The following is a 17,211-nucleotide window of genomic DNA, read 5'->3' on the forward strand; positions in this document are numbered from 1 at the left end:
TTATGGAAGTGACAATATGAAAATACTGCAAATTGCTGTCGGGATTATTCGCAACCCGCAAAACCAAATCTTCATTACGCAACGTGCCGCTGACGCCCACATGGCAAACAAGTGGGAGTTTCCTGGCGGGAAAATCGAGTCCGGTGAAACGCCGGAGCAGGCGCTGGTGCGTGAGCTTCAGGAAGAGGTCGGCATTACTCCGATTGGCGCAACGCTGTTTGATAAGCTGGAATACCAGTTTCCGGATCGTCACATCACGCTGTGGTTCTGGCTTGTGGAAAGCTGGGAGGGGGAACCCTGGGGGAAAGAGGGTCAACCGGGTGGCTGGGTTTCGCTTCACGCGAGTGATGCCGAAAAATTTCCTCCGGCAAATGCGCCCGTCATATCCCGGCTAACGGGCAACCTGTAGGCCTGCTAAGCGAAGCGCCAGCAGGCTTTGAACTCTACTGCTGGTTCTCGCTCCAGTCATCGCTGTCCGAGAGATCGCCTTCACTTGGAATGCGTTTCTCTTCCGCCGCCCATTCGCCCAGGTCAATTAACTGACAGCGCTTACAGCAGAATGGGCGAAACGGACTCACCTCTCCCCAGACAACAGTTTTGCCACAGGTTGGGCAGTTTACGGTGGTTACATCAGACATAGGCACTCCTTAACAACAGGCCAGTTCAAAATCGAGGCGTTCCGGCACGGTGCCATTTTCACTATCCAGCGGCATAAAGCGAATCGCAAAACGACTCTTATGCCCGGAGATTTGCGGGTAAAGCTGTTCACCTAAAGAGAGGTTAAGACGCAGCAGATCCGCATCATCACCGTTGTCCTGGTAGAAACCGTTCAGGCTGGTTTGCTTGCGGAATGGCGCCGAGTTACGGATGAGATCGAGGATCAGGGATAACGTATGATGCATCGGCTCCAGGCTGTCCAGCCAGCTTTTCACCTGTGCATCACGCTGGACCTGCGGCATATGCAACCACATATGCAGTGTCGGCAGGTCAAAGCTGCAGCAGCCGCCCGGGATACTCAGGCGCTGGCGCACCAGCCCGATTAAGCGGTCTTCGCGCAAAAACTGCCCAACGCGGGGAGCGGCCATCAGCGTACTGCTGCTGTTTTTAAGCTGTTGACGGAGTGAATCAATGCGGCTCTGGTCAACGCCCGGTACTTCGGCCCAGGCCTGTAATTTACGCTGCTGGCGCTCCAGCTCTTTCAGTAGCTCGGTGCGAACGTCGCCTCGTTCAATTACATCCAGAAGATCGCCCACATTGCGGAAGAAGTGCAGCGCCGTCGCATGATCGTTGATGGGCAAATGTTGTGAGAGTTGTTGAATCAGAAATTCGATACGCAGCCAGGTACGCATTTTTTCGTTGAGCGGATGCTCAAAAAGGATGTGGGTCGACATTATGGTTTTTCCTGTGCAACGGCCTGCGCGGCATACGTCAGATACTGCGCGTGCAGGCGGGCAACATCCGATGCAATGGCATCTGGTGCGCCGTTATTATCAATAACATCATCCGCAACGGCAAGGCGCTGAGCGCGCGTGGCCTGAGCGGCAAGAATTTGTTCAGCCTGTTCGCGCGAGACATGGTCGCGCGCCACGGTGCGCTGGATTTGCGTTTCGGGTGAGACATCAATGACCAGTACCCGGTCCGCTTTATTGTGCAGTTGATTCTCTACCAGCAGCGGAACCACCCACAGAACATACGGCGAGCGGGCTGCGGCAATCTGACGCTGGGTTTCCTGGTGGATAATGGGGTGGAGCAGAGCATTAAGCCAGGCCTTTTCTGAAGAATCAGAAAAAATGCACTCACGAAGCTTGCGGCGATTTAGCGTGCCATCCGCGTTGATAATTGCCTGACCAAAATGTGCCTTAATGGCGTTTAGTGCGGGTGTATCTGGCTCTACCACCTGACGGGCAATGATATCGGCATCGATTATGGTGATACCCAGACGAGAAAATGCGTCCGCAACGGTACTTTTCCCGCTACCGATGCCGCCGGTTAATGCGACGATATACCCCATTAAATCAAATCCTGGGAATTATTCATTATTAAAATCAGTTGGTTAAAATTCAAACGTGCGCCAGCCACTGTTTGGCTCTCTTTACCGGCTTTTTACCAGGTAAATTTATAGGATTGTAGCGTAAAAAAAGAGAATTTCGCAGTCTTGCGGAGCAGGTATTAGTGCGTATGATAACGTCACTGGAGTTGTGCTTTTAACATATTTGCCTCTAACCCCAGGAATCCGCACATGCGTATCGAAGAAGATCTGAAGTTAGGTTTCAAAGACGTTCTTATCCGCCCTAAACGCTCTACACTGAAAAGTCGCTCAGACGTTGAACTCGAACGTCAATTCACCTTTAAACATTCCGGTCAGACCTGGTCTGGCGTGCCGATCATCGCAGCCAATATGGATACGGTGGGAACCTTCGAGATGGCAACCGCACTGGCGAAATTCGATATCCTTACCGCTGTGCATAAGCACTACAGCCCGGAAGAGTGGAATGCCTTTATCGCCTCTGCATCGGACGATGTGGTGAAGCATGTCATGGTTTCCACCGGTACCTCCGATGCCGATTTCGAGAAGACCAAACAGATTCTTAACGCTAACCCGGCGCTCAATTTTGTCTGTATTGATGTGGCAAATGGTTACTCCGAGCACTTCGTGCAGTTTGTCAGCAAGGCGCGTGAGGCCTGGCCCACCAAAACCATTATCGCGGGCAACGTGGTAACCGGTGAAATGTGTGAAGAGCTGATCCTTTCCGGTGCAGACATCGTAAAAGTGGGCATTGGCCCGGGTTCCGTGTGTACCACGCGTGTGAAGACCGGTGTGGGTTACCCGCAACTTTCTGCGGTGATTGAGTGTGCTGATGCCGCGCACGGTCTGGGCGGCCAGATCATCAGCGACGGCGGTTGCACCATGCCGGGTGATGTCGCGAAAGCCTTTGGCGGCGGCGCGGATTTCGTGATGCTCGGCGGCATGCTGGCGGGTCATGAAGAGAGCGGCGGTACCGTGGTTGAAGAGAACGGCGAGAAGTTCATGCTGTTCTACGGCATGAGCTCAGAATCAGCAATGACCCGTCACGTAGGTGGCGTGGCAAAATACCGTGCTGCGGAAGGCAAAACCGTGAAGCTGCCCCTGCGTGGCCCGGTCGAAAACACGGCTCGTGACATTCTGGGCGGCCTGCGTTCCGCATGTACCTACGTTGGGGCATCCCGTCTGAAAGAGCTGACAAAACGTACGACGTTTATCCGCGTTCAGGAGCAGGAAAACCGCGTTTTCAATAGCCTGTAATGTTTCTGCTGGCGTATGTCCGTACGCCAGCGTTATCCCGCGCTCATTGCATCCCCGAGATGGAAAATGGGCAGATACATCGCCACCACCAGCGTACCGATAATCACCCCCGTCACAATCAGCAGCACTGGCTCCAGAAGCGCGGCCAGATTATCTGCCAGTTGAAAGGTTTGCTCCGTATGATGGCGGGCAAGGTTTTCCAGCATAATGTCGAGTGACCCAGAGACTTCTCCGGTGCGTATGAGTTGAATGCACAGCGGGGTAAAAACGGCCGCTTTCTGAAATGAAGACCAGACGGTAAAGCCTTGTTCAATGTCCCCACGAACGCTGCGCAATATGCCTTGCCAGTACCGGCTATCAACAGTTTCTTCCGCGCTCTGTAATCCCTGTAAAAAGGGGATGCCCGCCTGCTGGGTGAGTGACAGTACGGTAAAGATCTGCCCCAGTTTTTGCCCTCTTGCCAGCCTTCCCGTCACGGGAATATGCATCATGATACGTTGCCAGCGCGGATCCCGTCGCAGCGCCCAGGCGATGGCCACGGGAATAAGCAGCAGCACGAACAGGGCGATGGCGTATGTCTGGATAAACGCCGACAGGCCCATGACCATCTGTGTCAGCAGCGGCAGGGGAGTATTAAACGTTTTGTAGATGGCCGCAAACTCCGGCAAGACCAGGGTGACCATGGCCAGAACGACAAGAACGGCCAGCGCCAGAATGATCGTCGGATAGCGCAACGCCTTCTTCACTTTTGCCGTGAGTTGCTGCTGGGATTGTTGCTGCTGAGCGAGCTCGCGGCAGCACGTTTCCAGCTTCCCCGTTAGCTCCCCTGTTTTTACCATCGAGACATACAGCGGGCTAAATACCGCAGGCCATCGCTTCAGCGCCTCTGAAAAGGCGCATCCCTCGCTCAGATCATCATTCATGTTTTCCAGCAGCGCCTGCCAGTGTTTGACAGGATGCTGCTCGGCCAGCATTTGCAGACTTTGCGATAACGTCAGGCCAGCCTGCAACAGCGTGGCAAGCTGGCGAAACATCTCATAGCAATGCTGGGGTCGCCAGCGGTGCGTCAGCGAGCATCGGGCGAGCGAAAGTGGATGTAACTCTTTACGCATCAGCCTGACGAAGGCCGTTTCGCGATCTGCCGCCCACAGCACCCCACACAGAGATTCGCCTTCACTGGATAGCGCCCGCCAGCGCCATAGATGATTAACACTCATTGGGCATTCCCAGCACGCGCAGCAACTCTTCGAGCGTGGTCAGTCCTTGCTCAACGGCCAGACAACCCTGCTCAAATAACGATGTCATTCCCGCCTGACGGGCGCTGGCTTCGATGACTTCTATCGAGGCGCCACTGGCGATGGCCTGCCGGAGCGTGGTGTCGATGGCGAGGACTTCAAAAATGGCGACGCGGCCATAAAAGCCGTGATAGCAGCGATCGCAGCCGCCAGGTTGCCAGCGAGGAAGCGGCCGGGGCCATACGGTGCGCGGTAATTCTGCGCGGCTGTTGGCTTCCTGCCGACAGTGAGGACACAGACGACGTACCAGTCGCTGGGCAATCACCAGCGAAAGCGCAGAGGAGATCATCCAGCGTGCGACCCCCATCTGCTGCAGGCGAATGACGGTTTCCGTCGTGGAGTTGGTGTGTAGCGTCGACAGCACCAGATGCCCGGTCTGTGCGGCGTTAATGGCGATCTCTGCCGTTTCACTATCGCGGATTTCGCCTACCATAATGATGTCCGGATCCTGACGCAGGAGCGCCCGCAGAACGCTCTGAAAGGTTAAGCCCGCACGGGGATTAATCTGCGTTTGGTTCAGCCCCGCAAGCGGGATCTCGATCGGATCTTCCACGCTGCAGATGTTAACGTCAGGGGTATTACGCGCCTGCAATGCGCTATAGAGCGTGACCGTTTTTCCGCTGCCAGTGGGGCCCGTGACCAAAATCAGCCCCTGCGGTTGATGGAGTATCTCGTTAAAGCGGGTCAGCTGTTTCGCACTCATTCCCAGTTTTTCGGGTTCCAGCGCCTGATGAACCTGATGCAGCAGGCGCAGCACAATTTTCTCTCCGCCGCTGCAGGGAAGCGTGGCGATGCGAAAAGAGACCGGCTCGCTTGCCAGTTCAATCGTAAATTGACCATCCTGCGGTAAACGGCGCTCCGCAATATCCAGTTGGCCCAGCACTTTTAAGCGAGCGGTGAGGGTATTTGCCACCGCTGCAGAAAGCGGAGGCAGCGGGCAAAGCACGCCGTCAACACGCAAGCGGACCTGACAGATATCCCCCATCGGTTCGATATGAATGTCAGATGCGCGCTGGTTGATCGCCTGCTGCAGGGTGTGGTTGAGAATATCCACCGTGTTGTGCGGCGTTAAAACAACCGGGAGGTGTGATTGCGCGGTTAACTGCCGGTGTTTTTCCATGCGCTCCGCTGTCCAGCATTCAATATCAATACGTTTTTGCGTGGCGAAACGCAGCGCTTCCATCATTTCAGCGGCGGGATTTCCCACGACGGCGATGCTAATCATGTCGGCGTCGCTGGTCAGCAGCAAAGCATGGTGGCGCTGGCACAGGGTGACGAGTTGATCTGAATTCATTATCCGCTCCTGTCAGTTACTGTCGAAACGGAAAACATCTTCGCAGGCCTCTTTGAGCGCACTGTCATTGCTGATATTGCAGCTACGTTTCCAGCCCGTCATACCGTTGCCACTACTCCATTGTGGCGTCACCACCACCTCAAGTCCGTTAAGGCTCTCCTGCCCGGTTAACGACACGACGCCCTGCGTCACGCTCATTCCCGAGACATAGCGTGTTGTCGTTGGAGAAGGGATACCGTTACTGCCGCCGTCGCAGCTCGTCACGCCGCCATGTTCCAGGGCACAAAGTTCAATCGCCGTGCGATAGGGCACGAACGTTTGCAGCATGTCGGTCAGGGCCGCTTTTCGCAGGTAGTTCTGGTAGGCGGGAATACCAATGGCGCTCAGGATGGCAATAATGCCGATTACCACCATCAACTCAATGAGCGTGAAGCCTTGCTGTCTGTTCATATCTGCTCCTCAGGATTAAGTGGCGCTACTCTGACAGCGGGGAAAAAAGCAGACGAGGGGCAAAAAATGGAACGTGAAGCGGCGTTCAGGGAATTTGTGCTTACTTGCAGAGAAGAACAGAGAGATTGCGAGGAGGGCTGAAATTTCCCCTCTCCAGGCAGAGAGGGGAAACGACGTTATTTGAAGCGCATGGAGAGATCGAGGGCGCGAACGTGCTTGGTCAGCGCCCCGACAGAAATGTAGTCCACACCGGTTTCGGCGAATTCACGGATTGTTTCGAAGGTGACGTTCCCTGAAACTTCGAGCTGTGCCTGGCCGTTGGTGAGCTTCACCGCCTCGCGCATCTGTGCTGTTGCAAAGTTATCGAGCATGATGATATCGGCACCGGCCTTGATGGCCTGCTCCAGCTCTTCGAGATTTTCAACTTCCACTTCAACCGGCACATCCGGGTGCAGCCAGAAGGCTTTCTCCACCGCCTGACGCACGGAGCCAGAGGCAATAATGTGGTTCTCTTTAATCAGGAAGGCGTCGGACAACCCCAGACGGTGGTTGGCTCCCCCGCCACAAAGCACCGCGTACTTTAATGCCGTGCGCAGACCTGGCAGCGTTTTACGGGTGTCCAGCAGTTGCGTATGGGTGCCGGCCAGCAGATCAACGTAACGACGCACTTCGCTTGCCACCCCTGAAAGGGTCTGCACAAAGTTAAGCGCGGTACGTTCACCGGTCAGCAGCACGCGGGACGGGCCTTCAAGCTCAAACAGCGGCTGGTTTGCGGTAATGGCGTCACCGTCTTCAACATGCCAGGTGATTTGCACCTCATCGCCAGCCAGTTGAGTAAAGACCTCTTCTACCCAGCGCTTGCCGCAAAACACGCCATCTTCACGGGTGATGATCACGGCGTGTGAGCGTGTCTCTTTCGGCAATAATTGTGCGGTAATATCGTTGTCCGCGCTGACGTCACCGCCCAGATCTTCTTTCAAAGCATGGGCAACGCTTGCCGGAATATCCATATTAATACGTTCCAGAAGCGCTTCACGTCGGTGGTCGGGGTTGTAGCGGCGAGGCGGCATGATAAAACTCCAAATTGGTAACGAATCATAATATTGAAACATGCTACTCTGAACCGAGTAACAGCACCATACATAAGGAGTTCCAGCATGTTGTTAGAAGACGGATGGCTGGTGGATGCGCGGCGTGTACCCTCGCCGCACCACGATGGCCGCCCGGAGGATGAAAAGCCCACACTGCTGGTGGTTCATAACATTAGTCTCCCGCCGGGTGAGTTTGGCGGTCCGTGGATCGATGCGTTATTCACGGGAACGATAGATCCCGATGCCCATCCTTTCTTTGCTGAGATTGCGCATCTGCGCGTATCGGCGCACTGCCTGATCCGTCGCGATGGTGAAGTGGTTCAGTATGTTCCTTTTGATAAGCGCGCCTGGCATGCGGGTGTCTCGATGTATCAGGGGCGCGAGCGTTGCAATGACTTCTCTATTGGGATTGAGCTGGAAGGCACGGACACCACCCCTTATACCGATGCACAGTACCAGCGGTTGGTGGATATCACCCAAACGCTCATCAGGCTTTACCCTGCGATTGCAGAGAACATTACGGGACACTGTGATATCGCCCCGGCGCGAAAAACCGATCCTGGCCCTGCATTTGACTGGCCCCGGTTTCGCGCCATGCTTACCGCGTCGTCAGAATAAGGAGATAACATGACGTTGTTTACCATGCTGCTGGTCATCATCGCAGAACGCTTGTTCAAACTCGGTGAGCACTGGCATCTGGATCACCGGCTGGAGGTGCTTTTCCGCCGGATTAACCATTTTTCCATGCTGCGTACGCTGCTGATGACCGCGGGCGTGATGGTGATTACGTTCTTGCTGCTGCGCTCGTTATACGGCCTCTTTTTCAACGTGCCGCTACTGGTGGTGTGGATCCTGCTCGGCGTGCTGTGCATTGGCGCAGGCAAAGTGCGTATGCACTATCACGCTTATCTGAAAGCCGCTTCCCGTGATGATGCGCATGCACGTAGCGCCATGGCCAGCGAGCTGACGATGATCCACGGCGTGCCGCCGGATTGCGATGAACGCGAGTTCCTGCGTGAACTGCAAAACGCGCTGCTGTGGATTAACTTCCGCTACTACCTGGCGCCGCTGTTCTGGTTTGTGGTGGGGGGCCCGTGGGGGCCGGTACTGCTGATGGGATATGCGTTCCTGCGCGCCTGGCAGACCTGGCTTGCCCGCTATCTCACCCCGCATGAACGTTTGCTCTCCGGCATTGATGCGATCCTGCACGTGCTCGACTGGCTTCCGGTTCGTCTGGTGGGTGTGGTCTACGCGCTTATTGGCCACGGCGAAAAAGCGCTCCCGGCGTGGTTCGCCTCGCTTGGCGACCGTCATACCTCGCAGTACCAGGTGCTGACACGCCTGGCGCAGTTCTCTCTGGCGCGTGAGCCACATACCGACAAGATAGAAACGCCGAAAGCGGCGGTCTCGATGGCGAAGAAAACGTCGTTTGTGGTGGTCGTTATCGTAGCGTTGCTAACCATTTACGGCACGCTGGTCTGAACCCGCGTGCCGTAGCGGTTACGGCGTATCTGCAGGCGGGATGCCAAAATCAGGCATCCCGTTTTCGTGCCAGCGGACGAGCTTCAGGCGGGTATGACGATTGGGGTCATAAAGCGGATCGCCTTCAATTTCGGTGTAATTTCGCGCGTGATACACCAGCACATCTTCTCCTTCCGGCGTTTGCGTAAAGCTGTTATGGCCTGGCCCATACTGGCGGTTTTCGTAGCTGGTGACGAAGACCGGGCGCGAGGCCTTGTGCCAGTTCGCAGGATTTTGCGGATCGGCATTGATCTCTGTCCACAGCAGTCCCATGCAGTAGTTCTCGTCGGTCGCGCTGGCGGAATAGCTGATAAACAACTTGTCGCCGTGGAACAGCACCGCCGGGCCTTCGTTGACCCAGAAGCCGCGGCACTCCCAGTCATATTCCGGTTTACTGAGCATCACCGGCTCGCCTTTCAGCGTCCACGGGTTCTCCATTTCACATAAATAGAGATTGGAGTTGCCGGAGATATCCGGGGCTTTTTGCGCCCATAGATACCAGCGTTTCCCCTGATGCACGAACGTGGTCGCGTCCAGCGCAAAGGTGTCGAACGGCGTTTTTACCTGGCCTTTTTCAGTCCACGTGCCGGTTAGCGGGTCGCGGTCGGCACACTCCAGCACAAACATGCGGTGCTGGAACATGCCCAGACCATCCAGCGCCTGGGTGTGCGCGGCGGCAAAATAGATGTACCACTTACCGTCGATATGATGCAGTTCCGGTGCCCAGATAAGCTGGCTCATTGGGCCGGTCTCCGGTTTGCGCCATACGACCACCTCGTCGGCACTGCGCAAACCTTCCAGCGACGCTGCCCGGCGGATCGCCAGCCTGTCGTATTCCGGCACGGAGGCGATAAAATAATATTGCCCTTCATGACGCAGAATGTACGGGTCAGCGCGTTGTTCTATAAACGGGTTAGGCCAGTTATGCATGCGGCGTTCCTTCTTTTGTTTCGGCTCTCGTTTCCTGCCAGGCGTTCAGTTCGCTGTAGTTGGTGCGGCGTTTCTCCAGGTCGAGCTGGATCTGTTTCATGGTTTCCCGATCCACTTTCAGCAGTCGCACTACGCCCGCAGTGATCAAATACCCCACGCCCGGGATCACGGTAAACAGCAGCACGATCCCGTTAATGGCCTCTGCGCTTTGCGCTTTCGCACCGGCGTCGTAGCCATACCATGAGAGCAGGAAGCCCACCATCGCGCCAGCAATCGCCAGCCCCAGCTTGAGGAAGAAGATATTGCCCGAGAAGCTGATCCCGGTGATGCGTTTACCAGTTTTCCACTCGCCATAGTCGTCCACATCGGCCATTAGCGACCAGTGCAGCGGAGATGGGATCTGGTGAAGAACGTTAAGCAGGAAGTAGAGCACCACGATGGTGACGGTCGCTTTCGGGTCGAAGAAATAGAACGCGCAGGAGAAAAGCGCCAGCACGATGTTGGTCCAGAAGAACACTTTCAGTTTACACCAGCGGTCGGTCAGCACTTTCGCCAGCATACTGCCGAGCATCATCCCCACTACGCCCAGGCTGATAAACAGGGTGGCAAAGTGAGTGCTCTGGCCCATTACCCAGGTGACGTAATACATGGTGGCCGCCATGCGGATAAAGCCCGGGCAGACGTTGCAGAGGGTCAGCAGCAGAATGCGTACCCACTGGTCGTTTTTCCATACGTCCTTCAGATCGTTTTTCAGCTCATCATGGGTCTGCACCGCCGGACGTACGCGCTCGCGCACGGTGGCGAAGCAGAACAGGAACATACAGGTACCAATCAGCGCCAGCACGGTCATCGCCATTTGGTAGCCTTTGGCTTTGTTATCGCCACCAAACCAGTCCGCCATCGGCAGGAGCGTGAGCGACAGTAAAAGCGTGGCAATACCCACCATCACAAAGCGATAGGACTGGCAGGCCACGCGCTCTTTTGGGTCATTGGTGATCACGCCGCCCAACGAGCAGTAGGGAATGTTGATGGCCGTATAGGTTAACGAGAGCAGGAAGTAGGTCACAAAGGCATAGATAACTTTGCTGTTATAGCTCCAGTCTGGCGTGGTGAACATCAGGATACTGAACAGCGCATAGGGGAACGCAATCCACAAAAGCCATGGACGAAACCGCCCATATTTACTGCGGGTACGGTCCGCGATGGCCCCCATAATCGGGTCCGTAACGGCATCAATGACGCGCACGGACAGCAGCAACACGCCGACCAGCGCAGGTGCCAGCCCAAAAATATCGGTATAAAAATAATTAACAAACAACATGATGGCGCCGAAGATGATATTGCATCCTGCATCGCCCATCCCATAGCCGATCTTCTCTTTTACTGACAGTTTATTGTTATCCATTGACTGCTCTCCGGGTGACGGTATGGAGAGAATTATTTGCTGGCTAATCGATATATGCGTTGCAGTATCAGGGCGGTGATATGGATAAAGCGGCTGACGAGGTGAATTTGTGAGGAAGGTAACAAACGCTCAGCACCCGCGAAACGAGTGCTGAGCTGAAGAGCTATTAATGTGCTTTTACGGTTTTACCGTTTTTCTGTTTTACCAGATACCCCACGCCGAGGATCGCAATCCAGACCGGGATCAGGTAAACGGAAATCGCCATGCCTGGGGTGAGTAGCATAATCACCAGCACGCCCGCCATAAACAGCAGGCAAACCCAGTTACCCAGCGGATAGAGCAGGGCAGGGAAGCGGGTGGTTACGCCCTGCTGCTGTTTAGCGCGGCGGAACTTGATGTGCGCCAGGCTGATCATCGCCCAGTTAATCACCAGAGCCGAGACCACCAGGGCCATCAGCAGGCCAAACGCCGATTCGGGGGCCATGTAGTTAATCAGCACGCAAAGCGCCGTCACGATAGCCGAAACAATGATGGTATTGACCGGCACGCCGCGCTTATCGACGTTCAGCAGGGCTTTCGGTGCGTTACCCTGCTGCGCAAGGCCGAACAGCATGCGGCTGTTGCAGTACACGCAGCTGTTGTAGACGGAAAGCGCCGCCGTCAGCACGACGATATTGAGCGCATTCGCCACGAAGGTATCGCCCAGTTCGTGGAAGATAAGGACGAACGGGCTGGTGTCGGCCGTGACGCGTGTCCACGGCAGCAGCGAGAGCAGAACTGCCAGTGAACCCACATAGAAGATCAGAATTCGGTAGATAACCTGATTCGTCGCTTTCGGGATGCTTTGCTCCGGGTTGTCGGCTTCAGCGGCGGTGATCCCCACCAGCTCCAGCCCCCCGAAGGAAAACATAATAATGGCCATCATCATCACCAGACCGGTCATCCCGTGAGGCAGGAATCCACCTTGCTCCCAGAGGTTACGCACCGTGGCCTGTGGGCCACCGTTGCCGCTGAACAGCAGCCAGCCGCCAAAGATAATCATCGCCACCACGGCAATGACTTTGATGATGGCAAACCAGAACTCCATCTCACCGAACACTTTTACGTTGGTCAGGTTGATGGCGTTGATAATGACGAAGAACGCTGCCGCAGAAACCCAGGTTGGGATCTCGGGATACCAGAACTGAATGTATTTCCCCACGGCGGTCAGTTCTGCCATGGCCACCAGAACGTAAAGCACCCAGTAGTTCCAGCCGGAAGCGAAACCGGCAAAACTGCCCCAGTATTTGTAGGCAAAGTGACTGAACGAGCCTGCAACCGGCTCTTCAACGACCATCTCACCTAACTGGCGCATGATCAGAAACGCAATAAAACCTGCGATAGCGTAACCCAAAATAATGCCTGGACCGGCCGACTGGATGACGGATGCGCTTCCCAGAAACAGGCCTGTGCCGATAGCACCACCCAATGCGATGAGCTGTATATGGCGGTTTTTAAGGCCGCGCTTAAGCTGATCGCCGTGCTGTTGAGCTTCCATTTGAAACCTCGTGTGTGGTTGTTATGTTCACGCTGTGCGTGTGTAATTATGAATATCCGTTTTCTGTATTTATTTCTTTACGGTTAATAAGACCGAAAAAAGCGGAGATGTCTTCCGTAAGCGCAAGAATAGTGGTAAGTGCCTGTGAATGCACCTGCTTTATGAAGGGCTGATGACGAGTTGAATAAAAAGAAAGCATTTGTAAATCGCACCGTTAATTCTTACTACCCCAACCTATAGAATAGAAATGCCTTAAAAGTGGGCGAATTTTCATTTTTTGCGTTGTTGAATCGCTTCAGATTGCAAAAACCCTCGTTTCATTATGGTTAAAACTCCCTCTTTGGTAGTAATCAGCTCATTTGTGCAAAGTTACATTTCTGAAACGTTATTTCTGTAAGGTTGTTAAAATGTGCAGGGTTTACTGATTTCAATCAAAACCAATATGGACAGAAGGTGAATACTTTGTTACTTTAGCGATACGAACTTGAAATTGGTAAGACCAATTGACTCCGGGCAAAAAGGCGTAAGACAGGGAATATGGCCTACAGCAAAATTCGCCAACCAAAACTATCCGATGTGATTGAGCAGCAGCTGGAGTTTTTAATCCTCGAGGGGACACTGCGCCCGGGTGAGAAACTTCCGCCAGAACGCGAGCTGGCTAAACAGTTCGACGTATCCCGCCCCTCTCTGCGTGAGGCGATTCAACGCCTCGAAGCAAAGGGCTTGCTGCTTCGTCGCCAGGGCGGCGGAACCTTTGTTCAAAACAGCCTGTGGCAGAGCTTCAGCGATCCGCTGGTAGAACTTCTCTCTGACCACCCAGAATCCCAGTTTGATCTGCTTGAGACCCGTCACGCGCTTGAAGGTATCGCGGCCTATTACGCCGCCCTTCGCAGCACTGATGAAGATCGCGTGCGTATCCGCGAACTGCATCAGGCCATTGAACGGGCACAGCAGTCCGGCGACTTAGACGCCGAGTCCAATGCCGTCGTCCAGTATCAGATTGCCGTCACCGAAGCGGCACACAACGTAGTGCTCCTCCATCTGCTACGCTGCATGGAGCCGATGCTGGCTCAGAACGTTCGTCAAAATTTTGAATTGTTGTATGCCCGTCGGGACATGCTCCCGCTGGTAAGCAACCATCGCACCCGAGTATTCGAGGCGATAATGGCCGGGGAACCGGAGCAGGCGCGCGAAGCGTCGCACCGACATCTGGCTTTCATTGAGGAAATCTTGCTGGACCGCAGCCGAGAACAATCGCGTCGCGAACGTTCATTACGCCGCATACAGCAACGAAAGGATTAAGCGCCAGGTACTTTTAGAGCGCGGCAACTAAACGCAGAACCTGTCTTATTGTGTTTTCTGACGAAAATACAATGGGACAGGTTCCAGACAAATCAACGTATTAGATAGATAAGGAATACCCCCATGTCAGAACGTCTCCAAAATGACGTGGATCCGATCGAAACTCGCGACTGGCTACAGGCGATCGAATCGGTCATCCGTGAAGAAGGTGTTGAGCGCGCTCAGTATCTGATTGATCAGCTGCTTTCTGAAGCCCGCAAAGGCGGCGTGAAGGTTGCTTCAGGTGCAGGGGCTAGCAACTACGTAAACACGATTGCCGTTGAAGACGAACCGGAATACCCGGGCAATCTGGATCTGGAACGCCGTATCCGTTCTGCCATCCGCTGGAACGCCATCATGACCGTTCTGCGTGCGTCCAAGAAAGATCTGGAGCTGGGTGGCCACATGGCGTCCTTCCAGTCCTCTGCGACCGTTTACGAAGTGTGCTTCAACCACTTCTTCCGTGCTGCTAACGAGAAAGACGGCGGCGACCTGGTGTACTTCCAGGGCCACATCTCTCCGGGCATCTATGCACGTGCATTCCTGGAAGGTCGTCTGACTGAAGAGCAGATGAACAACTTCCGTCAGGAAGTGCACGGTAAAGGTCTGTCTTCTTACCCGCACCCTAAACTGATGCCTGAATTCTGGCAGTTCCCGACCGTATCCATGGGTCTGGGCCCAATTGGTGCAATCTATCAGGCGAAATTCCTGAAGTACCTGGAACACCGCGGTCTGAAAGATACCTCTGAGCAAACCGTTTACGCCTTCCTGGGCGACGGTGAGATGGATGAGCCAGAATCTAAAGGTGCGATCACCATCGCTACCCGTGAGAAGCTGGACAACCTGTGCTTCATCATCAACTGTAACCTGCAGCGTCTGGATGGTCCGGTAACCGGTAACGGTAAGATCATCAACGAACTGGAAGGCATCTTCGCAGGTGCTGGCTGGAACGTTATCAAAGTGATGTGGGGTTCCCGTTGGGACGAACTGCTGCGTAAAGACACCAGCGGTAAACTGATCCAGCTGATGAACGAAACCGTTGACGGTGACTACCAGACCTTCAAATCCAAAGACGGTGCCTACGTTCGTGAGCACTTCTTCGGCAAATATCCTGAAACCGCCGCACTGGTTGCAGACTGGACTGACGAGCAGATCTGGGCGCTGAACCGTGGTGGTCACGATCCGAAGAAAATCTACGCTGCACTGAAAAAAGCGCGCGAAACCAAAGGTAAAGCGACTGTAATCCTGGCCCACACCATCAAAGGTTACGGCATGGGTGATACCGCAGAAGGTAAAAACATCGCTCACCAGGTTAAGAAAATGAACATGGACGGCGTGCGCTACATCCGCGACCGTTTCAACGTGCCAGTGACCGATGAGCAGGTAGAAAACCTGTCTTACATCACCTTCCCGGAAGGTTCTGAAGAGTACAAGTACCTGCACGAACGTCGTCAGGCGCTGAAAGGCTACCTGCCAGCTCGTCAGCCTAACTTCACCGAGAAACTGGAACTGCCAGCGCTGGAAGACTTCTCTCAGCTGCTGGAAGAGCAGAACAAAGAGATCTCCACCACTATCGCTTTCGTTCGTGCCCTGAACGTGATGCTGAAGAACAAGTCGATCAAAGATCGTCTGGTGCCAATCATCGCTGACGAAGCGCGTACTTTCGGTATGGAAGGTCTGTTCCGTCAGATCGGTATCTACAGCCCGAACGGCCAGCAGTACACCCCGCAGGACCGTGAGCAGGTTGCATACTACAAAGAAGACGAGAAAGGTCAGATCCTGCAGGAAGGTATCAACGAGCTGGGCGCAGGCGCATCCTGGCTGGCTGCTGCGACCTCCTACAGCACCAACAACCTGCCGATGATCCCGTTCTACATCTACTACTCCATGTTCGGGTTCCAGCGTATCGGTGACCTGTGCTGGCAGGCAGGCGACCAGCAGGCTCGCGGCTTCCTGATTGGTGGTACTTCCGGTCGTACGACCCTGAACGGTGAAGGTCTGCAGCACGAAGATGGCCACAGCCACATTCAGTCTCTGACTATCCCTAACTGTATCTCTTACGACCCGTCTTACGCGTACGAAGTGGCAGTTATCATGCATGACGGTCTGCAGCGCATGTACGGCGAAGCGCAAGAGAACATTTACTACTACATCACCACCCTGAACGAAAACTACCACATGCCGGCAATGCCAGCAGGTGCCGAGGAAGGTATCCGTAAAGGTATCTACAAACTCGAAACCATTGAAGGTAGCAAAGGTAAAGTTCAGCTGCTGGGCTCCGGTTCTATTCTGCGTCACGTTCGTGAAGCAGCGCAGATCCTGGCGAAAGACTACGGTGTGGGTTCCGACGTGTACAGCGTGACCTCCTTCACTGAACTGGCGCGTGATGGCCAGGATTGTGAGCGCTGGAACATGCTGCACCCAATGGAAACCCCACGCGTTCCGTACATCGCTCAGGTGATGAACGACGCGCCAGCGGTGGCGTCTACTGACTATATGAAACTGTTCGCTGAGCAGGTTCGTACTTACGTTCCAGCTGATGATTATCGCGTACTGGGTACTGACGGCTTCGGTCGTTCTGACAGCCGCGAAAACCTGCGTCACCACTTCGAAGTTGATGCTTCTTACGTGGTTGTAGCAGCACTGGGCGAACTGGCTAAACGTGGCGAAATCGATAAGAAAGTGGTTGCGGACGCAATTACCAAATTCAACATCGATGCAGAAAAAGTTAACCCGCGTCTGGCGTAAGAGGTAAAAGAATAATGGCTATCGAAATCAATGTACCGGACATCGGGGCTGATGAAGTTGAAATCACCGAGATCCTGGTCAAAGTAGGCGACAAAGTTGAAGCTGAACAGTCGCTGATCACCGTAGAAGGCGACAAAGCCTCTATGGAAGTCCCGTCTCCTCAGGCTGGCATCGTTAAAGAGATCAAAGTCTCTGTTGGCGATAAAACCGAGACTGGCAAACTGATCATGATTTTCGATTCCGCCGACGGTGCAGCAGCTGCTGCACCTGCGCAGGAAGAGAAGAAAGACGCTCCGGCCGCCGCTGCTCCAGCAGC

At 54.5% G+C, this 17,211-nt stretch carries 17 protein-coding genes; 7 read left to right on the forward strand and 10 right to left on the reverse strand.

Features of this window, described 5'->3' with window-relative positions:
- The first annotated feature begins 16 nt into the window (after nucleotides 1-16).
- Entirely contained in the window at nucleotides 17-409 is a 393-nt protein-coding gene (gene mutT, locus AK59_RS0110345; protein ID WP_013095582.1) for an 8-oxo-dGTP diphosphatase MutT, read from the forward strand.
- A gap of 34 nt (nucleotides 410-443) precedes the next feature.
- Here the strand turns inward: mutT and yacG are convergent, their stop codons facing one another.
- Genes yacG through coaE form a run of 3 tightly spaced genes read right to left on the reverse strand, consistent with a single transcriptional unit; the run spans nucleotide 444 to nucleotide 2,011 of the window.
- A complete protein-coding gene (gene yacG / locus AK59_RS0110350) occupies nucleotides 444-638 on the reverse strand; it encodes a DNA gyrase inhibitor YacG (protein ID WP_003856332.1) in 195 nt (64 codons plus the stop codon).
- Nucleotides 639-647: 9 nt separating this feature from the next.
- A complete protein-coding gene (gene zapD, locus AK59_RS0110355) occupies nucleotides 648-1,391 on the reverse strand; it encodes a cell division protein ZapD (protein ID WP_029882704.1) in 744 nt (247 codons plus the stop codon).
- Nucleotides 1,391-2,011 (reverse strand): dephospho-CoA kinase, encoded by a 621-nt coding sequence (gene coaE / locus AK59_RS0110360; RefSeq protein WP_014830656.1) that lies wholly within the window; start codon nucleotides 2,009-2,011, stop codon nucleotides 1,391-1,393. Before coaE ends, zapD begins: the two co-directional genes overlap by 1 nt.
- Nucleotides 2,012-2,239: 228 nt before the next feature.
- On the opposite strand from coaE, the gene AK59_RS0110365 reads away from it, so the two are divergent.
- Nucleotides 2,240-3,283, forward strand: a complete 1,044-nt coding sequence (locus AK59_RS0110365; protein WP_020688503.1) for a GMP reductase — start codon at nucleotides 2,240-2,242, stop codon at nucleotides 3,281-3,283.
- 32 nt (nucleotides 3,284-3,315) lie between these two features.
- Here the strand turns inward: AK59_RS0110365 and hofC are convergent, their stop codons facing one another.
- The 4 genes from hofC to nadC form a co-directional block, all read right to left on the reverse strand.
- Nucleotides 3,316-4,500, reverse strand: coding sequence for a protein transport protein HofC (hofC, locus tag AK59_RS0110370; RefSeq protein WP_029882705.1), 1,185 nt, complete (start codon nucleotides 4,498-4,500; stop codon nucleotides 3,316-3,318).
- On the reverse strand, nucleotides 4,490-5,872 hold the full coding sequence (gspE, locus tag AK59_RS0110375; protein WP_029882706.1) for a type II secretion system protein GspE: 1,383 nt from the start codon (nucleotides 5,870-5,872) through the stop codon (nucleotides 4,490-4,492). Before gspE ends, hofC begins: the two co-directional genes overlap by 11 nt.
- 12 nt (nucleotides 5,873-5,884) lie before the next feature.
- Nucleotides 5,885-6,322 (reverse strand): prepilin peptidase-dependent pilin, encoded by a 438-nt coding sequence (gene ppdD, locus AK59_RS0110380; protein ID WP_029882707.1) that lies wholly within the window; start codon nucleotides 6,320-6,322, stop codon nucleotides 5,885-5,887.
- Between the two features lie 176 nt (nucleotides 6,323-6,498).
- Nucleotides 6,499-7,392, reverse strand: a complete 894-nt coding sequence (gene nadC / locus AK59_RS0110385) for a carboxylating nicotinate-nucleotide diphosphorylase (protein WP_029882708.1) — start codon at nucleotides 7,390-7,392, stop codon at nucleotides 6,499-6,501.
- 87 nt (nucleotides 7,393-7,479) lie between these two features.
- On the opposite strand from nadC, the gene ampD reads away from it, so the two are divergent.
- Together ampD and ampE are read left to right on the forward strand one after the other, a co-directional pair.
- Nucleotides 7,480-8,031, forward strand: coding sequence for a 1,6-anhydro-N-acetylmuramyl-L-alanine amidase AmpD (ampD, locus tag AK59_RS0110390; protein WP_020688507.1), 552 nt, complete (start codon nucleotides 7,480-7,482; stop codon nucleotides 8,029-8,031).
- Between the two features lie 9 nt (nucleotides 8,032-8,040).
- Nucleotides 8,041-8,895 (forward strand): beta-lactamase regulator AmpE, encoded by an 855-nt coding sequence (gene ampE / locus AK59_RS0110395; protein ID WP_020688508.1) that lies wholly within the window; start codon nucleotides 8,041-8,043, stop codon nucleotides 8,893-8,895.
- An 18-nt stretch (nucleotides 8,896-8,913) separates the two neighbouring features.
- Here the strand turns inward: ampE and AK59_RS0110400 are convergent, their stop codons facing one another.
- From AK59_RS0110400 to aroP, 3 genes are all read right to left on the reverse strand, one after another.
- Nucleotides 8,914-9,864, reverse strand: coding sequence for a glycoside hydrolase family 43 protein (locus AK59_RS0110400; RefSeq protein ID WP_023619996.1), 951 nt, complete (start codon nucleotides 9,862-9,864; stop codon nucleotides 8,914-8,916).
- Entirely contained in the window at nucleotides 9,857-11,269 is a 1,413-nt protein-coding gene (locus tag AK59_RS0110405; RefSeq protein WP_029882709.1) for a glycoside-pentoside-hexuronide (GPH):cation symporter, read from the reverse strand. Before AK59_RS0110405 ends, AK59_RS0110400 begins: the two co-directional genes overlap by 8 nt.
- A gap of 166 nt (nucleotides 11,270-11,435) precedes the next feature.
- Complete coding sequence (gene aroP / locus AK59_RS0110410; protein ID WP_013095594.1) at nucleotides 11,436-12,806, reverse strand: aromatic amino acid transporter AroP; 1,371 nt, start codon at nucleotides 12,804-12,806, stop codon at nucleotides 11,436-11,438.
- 537 nt (nucleotides 12,807-13,343) lie between these two features.
- On the opposite strand from aroP, the gene pdhR reads away from it, so the two are divergent.
- The 3 genes from pdhR to AK59_RS01000000123670 all read left to right on the forward strand — a co-directional run.
- Nucleotides 13,344-14,108, forward strand: coding sequence for a pyruvate dehydrogenase complex transcriptional repressor PdhR (pdhR, locus tag AK59_RS0110415; RefSeq protein WP_013095596.1), 765 nt, complete (start codon nucleotides 13,344-13,346; stop codon nucleotides 14,106-14,108).
- A gap of 123 nt (nucleotides 14,109-14,231) precedes the next feature.
- A complete protein-coding gene (gene aceE / locus AK59_RS0110420) occupies nucleotides 14,232-16,895 on the forward strand; it encodes a pyruvate dehydrogenase (acetyl-transferring), homodimeric type (protein WP_013095597.1) in 2,664 nt (887 codons plus the stop codon).
- A gap of 14 nt (nucleotides 16,896-16,909) precedes the next feature.
- A partial coding sequence (locus AK59_RS01000000123670) for a biotin/lipoyl-containing protein (RefSeq protein ID WP_032618496.1) occupies nucleotides 16,910-17,211 on the forward strand: 302 nt, incomplete at its 3' end.

Source organism: Enterobacter sp. T1-1 (genome assembly GCF_000710795.1).
GTDB lineage: Bacteria > Pseudomonadota > Gammaproteobacteria > Enterobacterales > Enterobacteriaceae > Enterobacter > Enterobacter cloacae.

What these genes read in the sequence shown, in the direction of transcription:
- mutT (WP_013095582.1), top strand. Translation starts at nt 17, where the DNA reads ATGAAAATACTGCAAATTGCTGTCGGGATTATTCGCAACCCGCAAAAC.
- yacG (WP_003856332.1), bottom strand. Translation starts at nt 638, where the DNA reads ATGTCTGATGTAACCACCGTAAACTGCCCAACCTGTGGCAAAACTGTT.
- zapD (WP_029882704.1), bottom strand. Translation starts at nt 1,391, where the DNA reads ATGTCGACCCACATCCTTTTTGAGCATCCGCTCAACGAAAAAATGCGT.
- coaE (WP_014830656.1), bottom strand. Translation starts at nt 2,011, where the DNA reads ATGGGGTATATCGTCGCATTAACCGGCGGCATCGGTAGCGGGAAAAGT.
- AK59_RS0110365 (WP_020688503.1), top strand. Translation starts at nt 2,240, where the DNA reads ATGCGTATCGAAGAAGATCTGAAGTTAGGTTTCAAAGACGTTCTTATC.
- hofC (WP_029882705.1), bottom strand. Translation starts at nt 4,500, where the DNA reads ATGAGTGTTAATCATCTATGGCGCTGGCGGGCGCTATCCAGTGAAGGC.
- gspE (WP_029882706.1), bottom strand. Translation starts at nt 5,872, where the DNA reads ATGAATTCAGATCAACTCGTCACCCTGTGCCAGCGCCACCATGCTTTG.
- ppdD (WP_029882707.1), bottom strand. Translation starts at nt 6,322, where the DNA reads ATGAACAGACAGCAAGGCTTCACGCTCATTGAGTTGATGGTGGTAATC.
- nadC (WP_029882708.1), bottom strand. Translation starts at nt 7,392, where the DNA reads ATGCCGCCTCGCCGCTACAACCCCGACCACCGACGTGAAGCGCTTCTG.
- ampD (WP_020688507.1), top strand. Translation starts at nt 7,480, where the DNA reads ATGTTGTTAGAAGACGGATGGCTGGTGGATGCGCGGCGTGTACCCTCG.
- ampE (WP_020688508.1), top strand. Translation starts at nt 8,041, where the DNA reads ATGACGTTGTTTACCATGCTGCTGGTCATCATCGCAGAACGCTTGTTC.
- AK59_RS0110400 (WP_023619996.1), bottom strand. Translation starts at nt 9,864, where the DNA reads ATGCATAACTGGCCTAACCCGTTTATAGAACAACGCGCTGACCCGTAC.
- AK59_RS0110405 (WP_029882709.1), bottom strand. Translation starts at nt 11,269, where the DNA reads ATGGATAACAATAAACTGTCAGTAAAAGAGAAGATCGGCTATGGGATG.
- aroP (WP_013095594.1), bottom strand. Translation starts at nt 12,806, where the DNA reads ATGGAAGCTCAACAGCACGGCGATCAGCTTAAGCGCGGCCTTAAAAAC.
- pdhR (WP_013095596.1), top strand. Translation starts at nt 13,344, where the DNA reads ATGGCCTACAGCAAAATTCGCCAACCAAAACTATCCGATGTGATTGAG.
- aceE (WP_013095597.1), top strand. Translation starts at nt 14,232, where the DNA reads ATGTCAGAACGTCTCCAAAATGACGTGGATCCGATCGAAACTCGCGAC.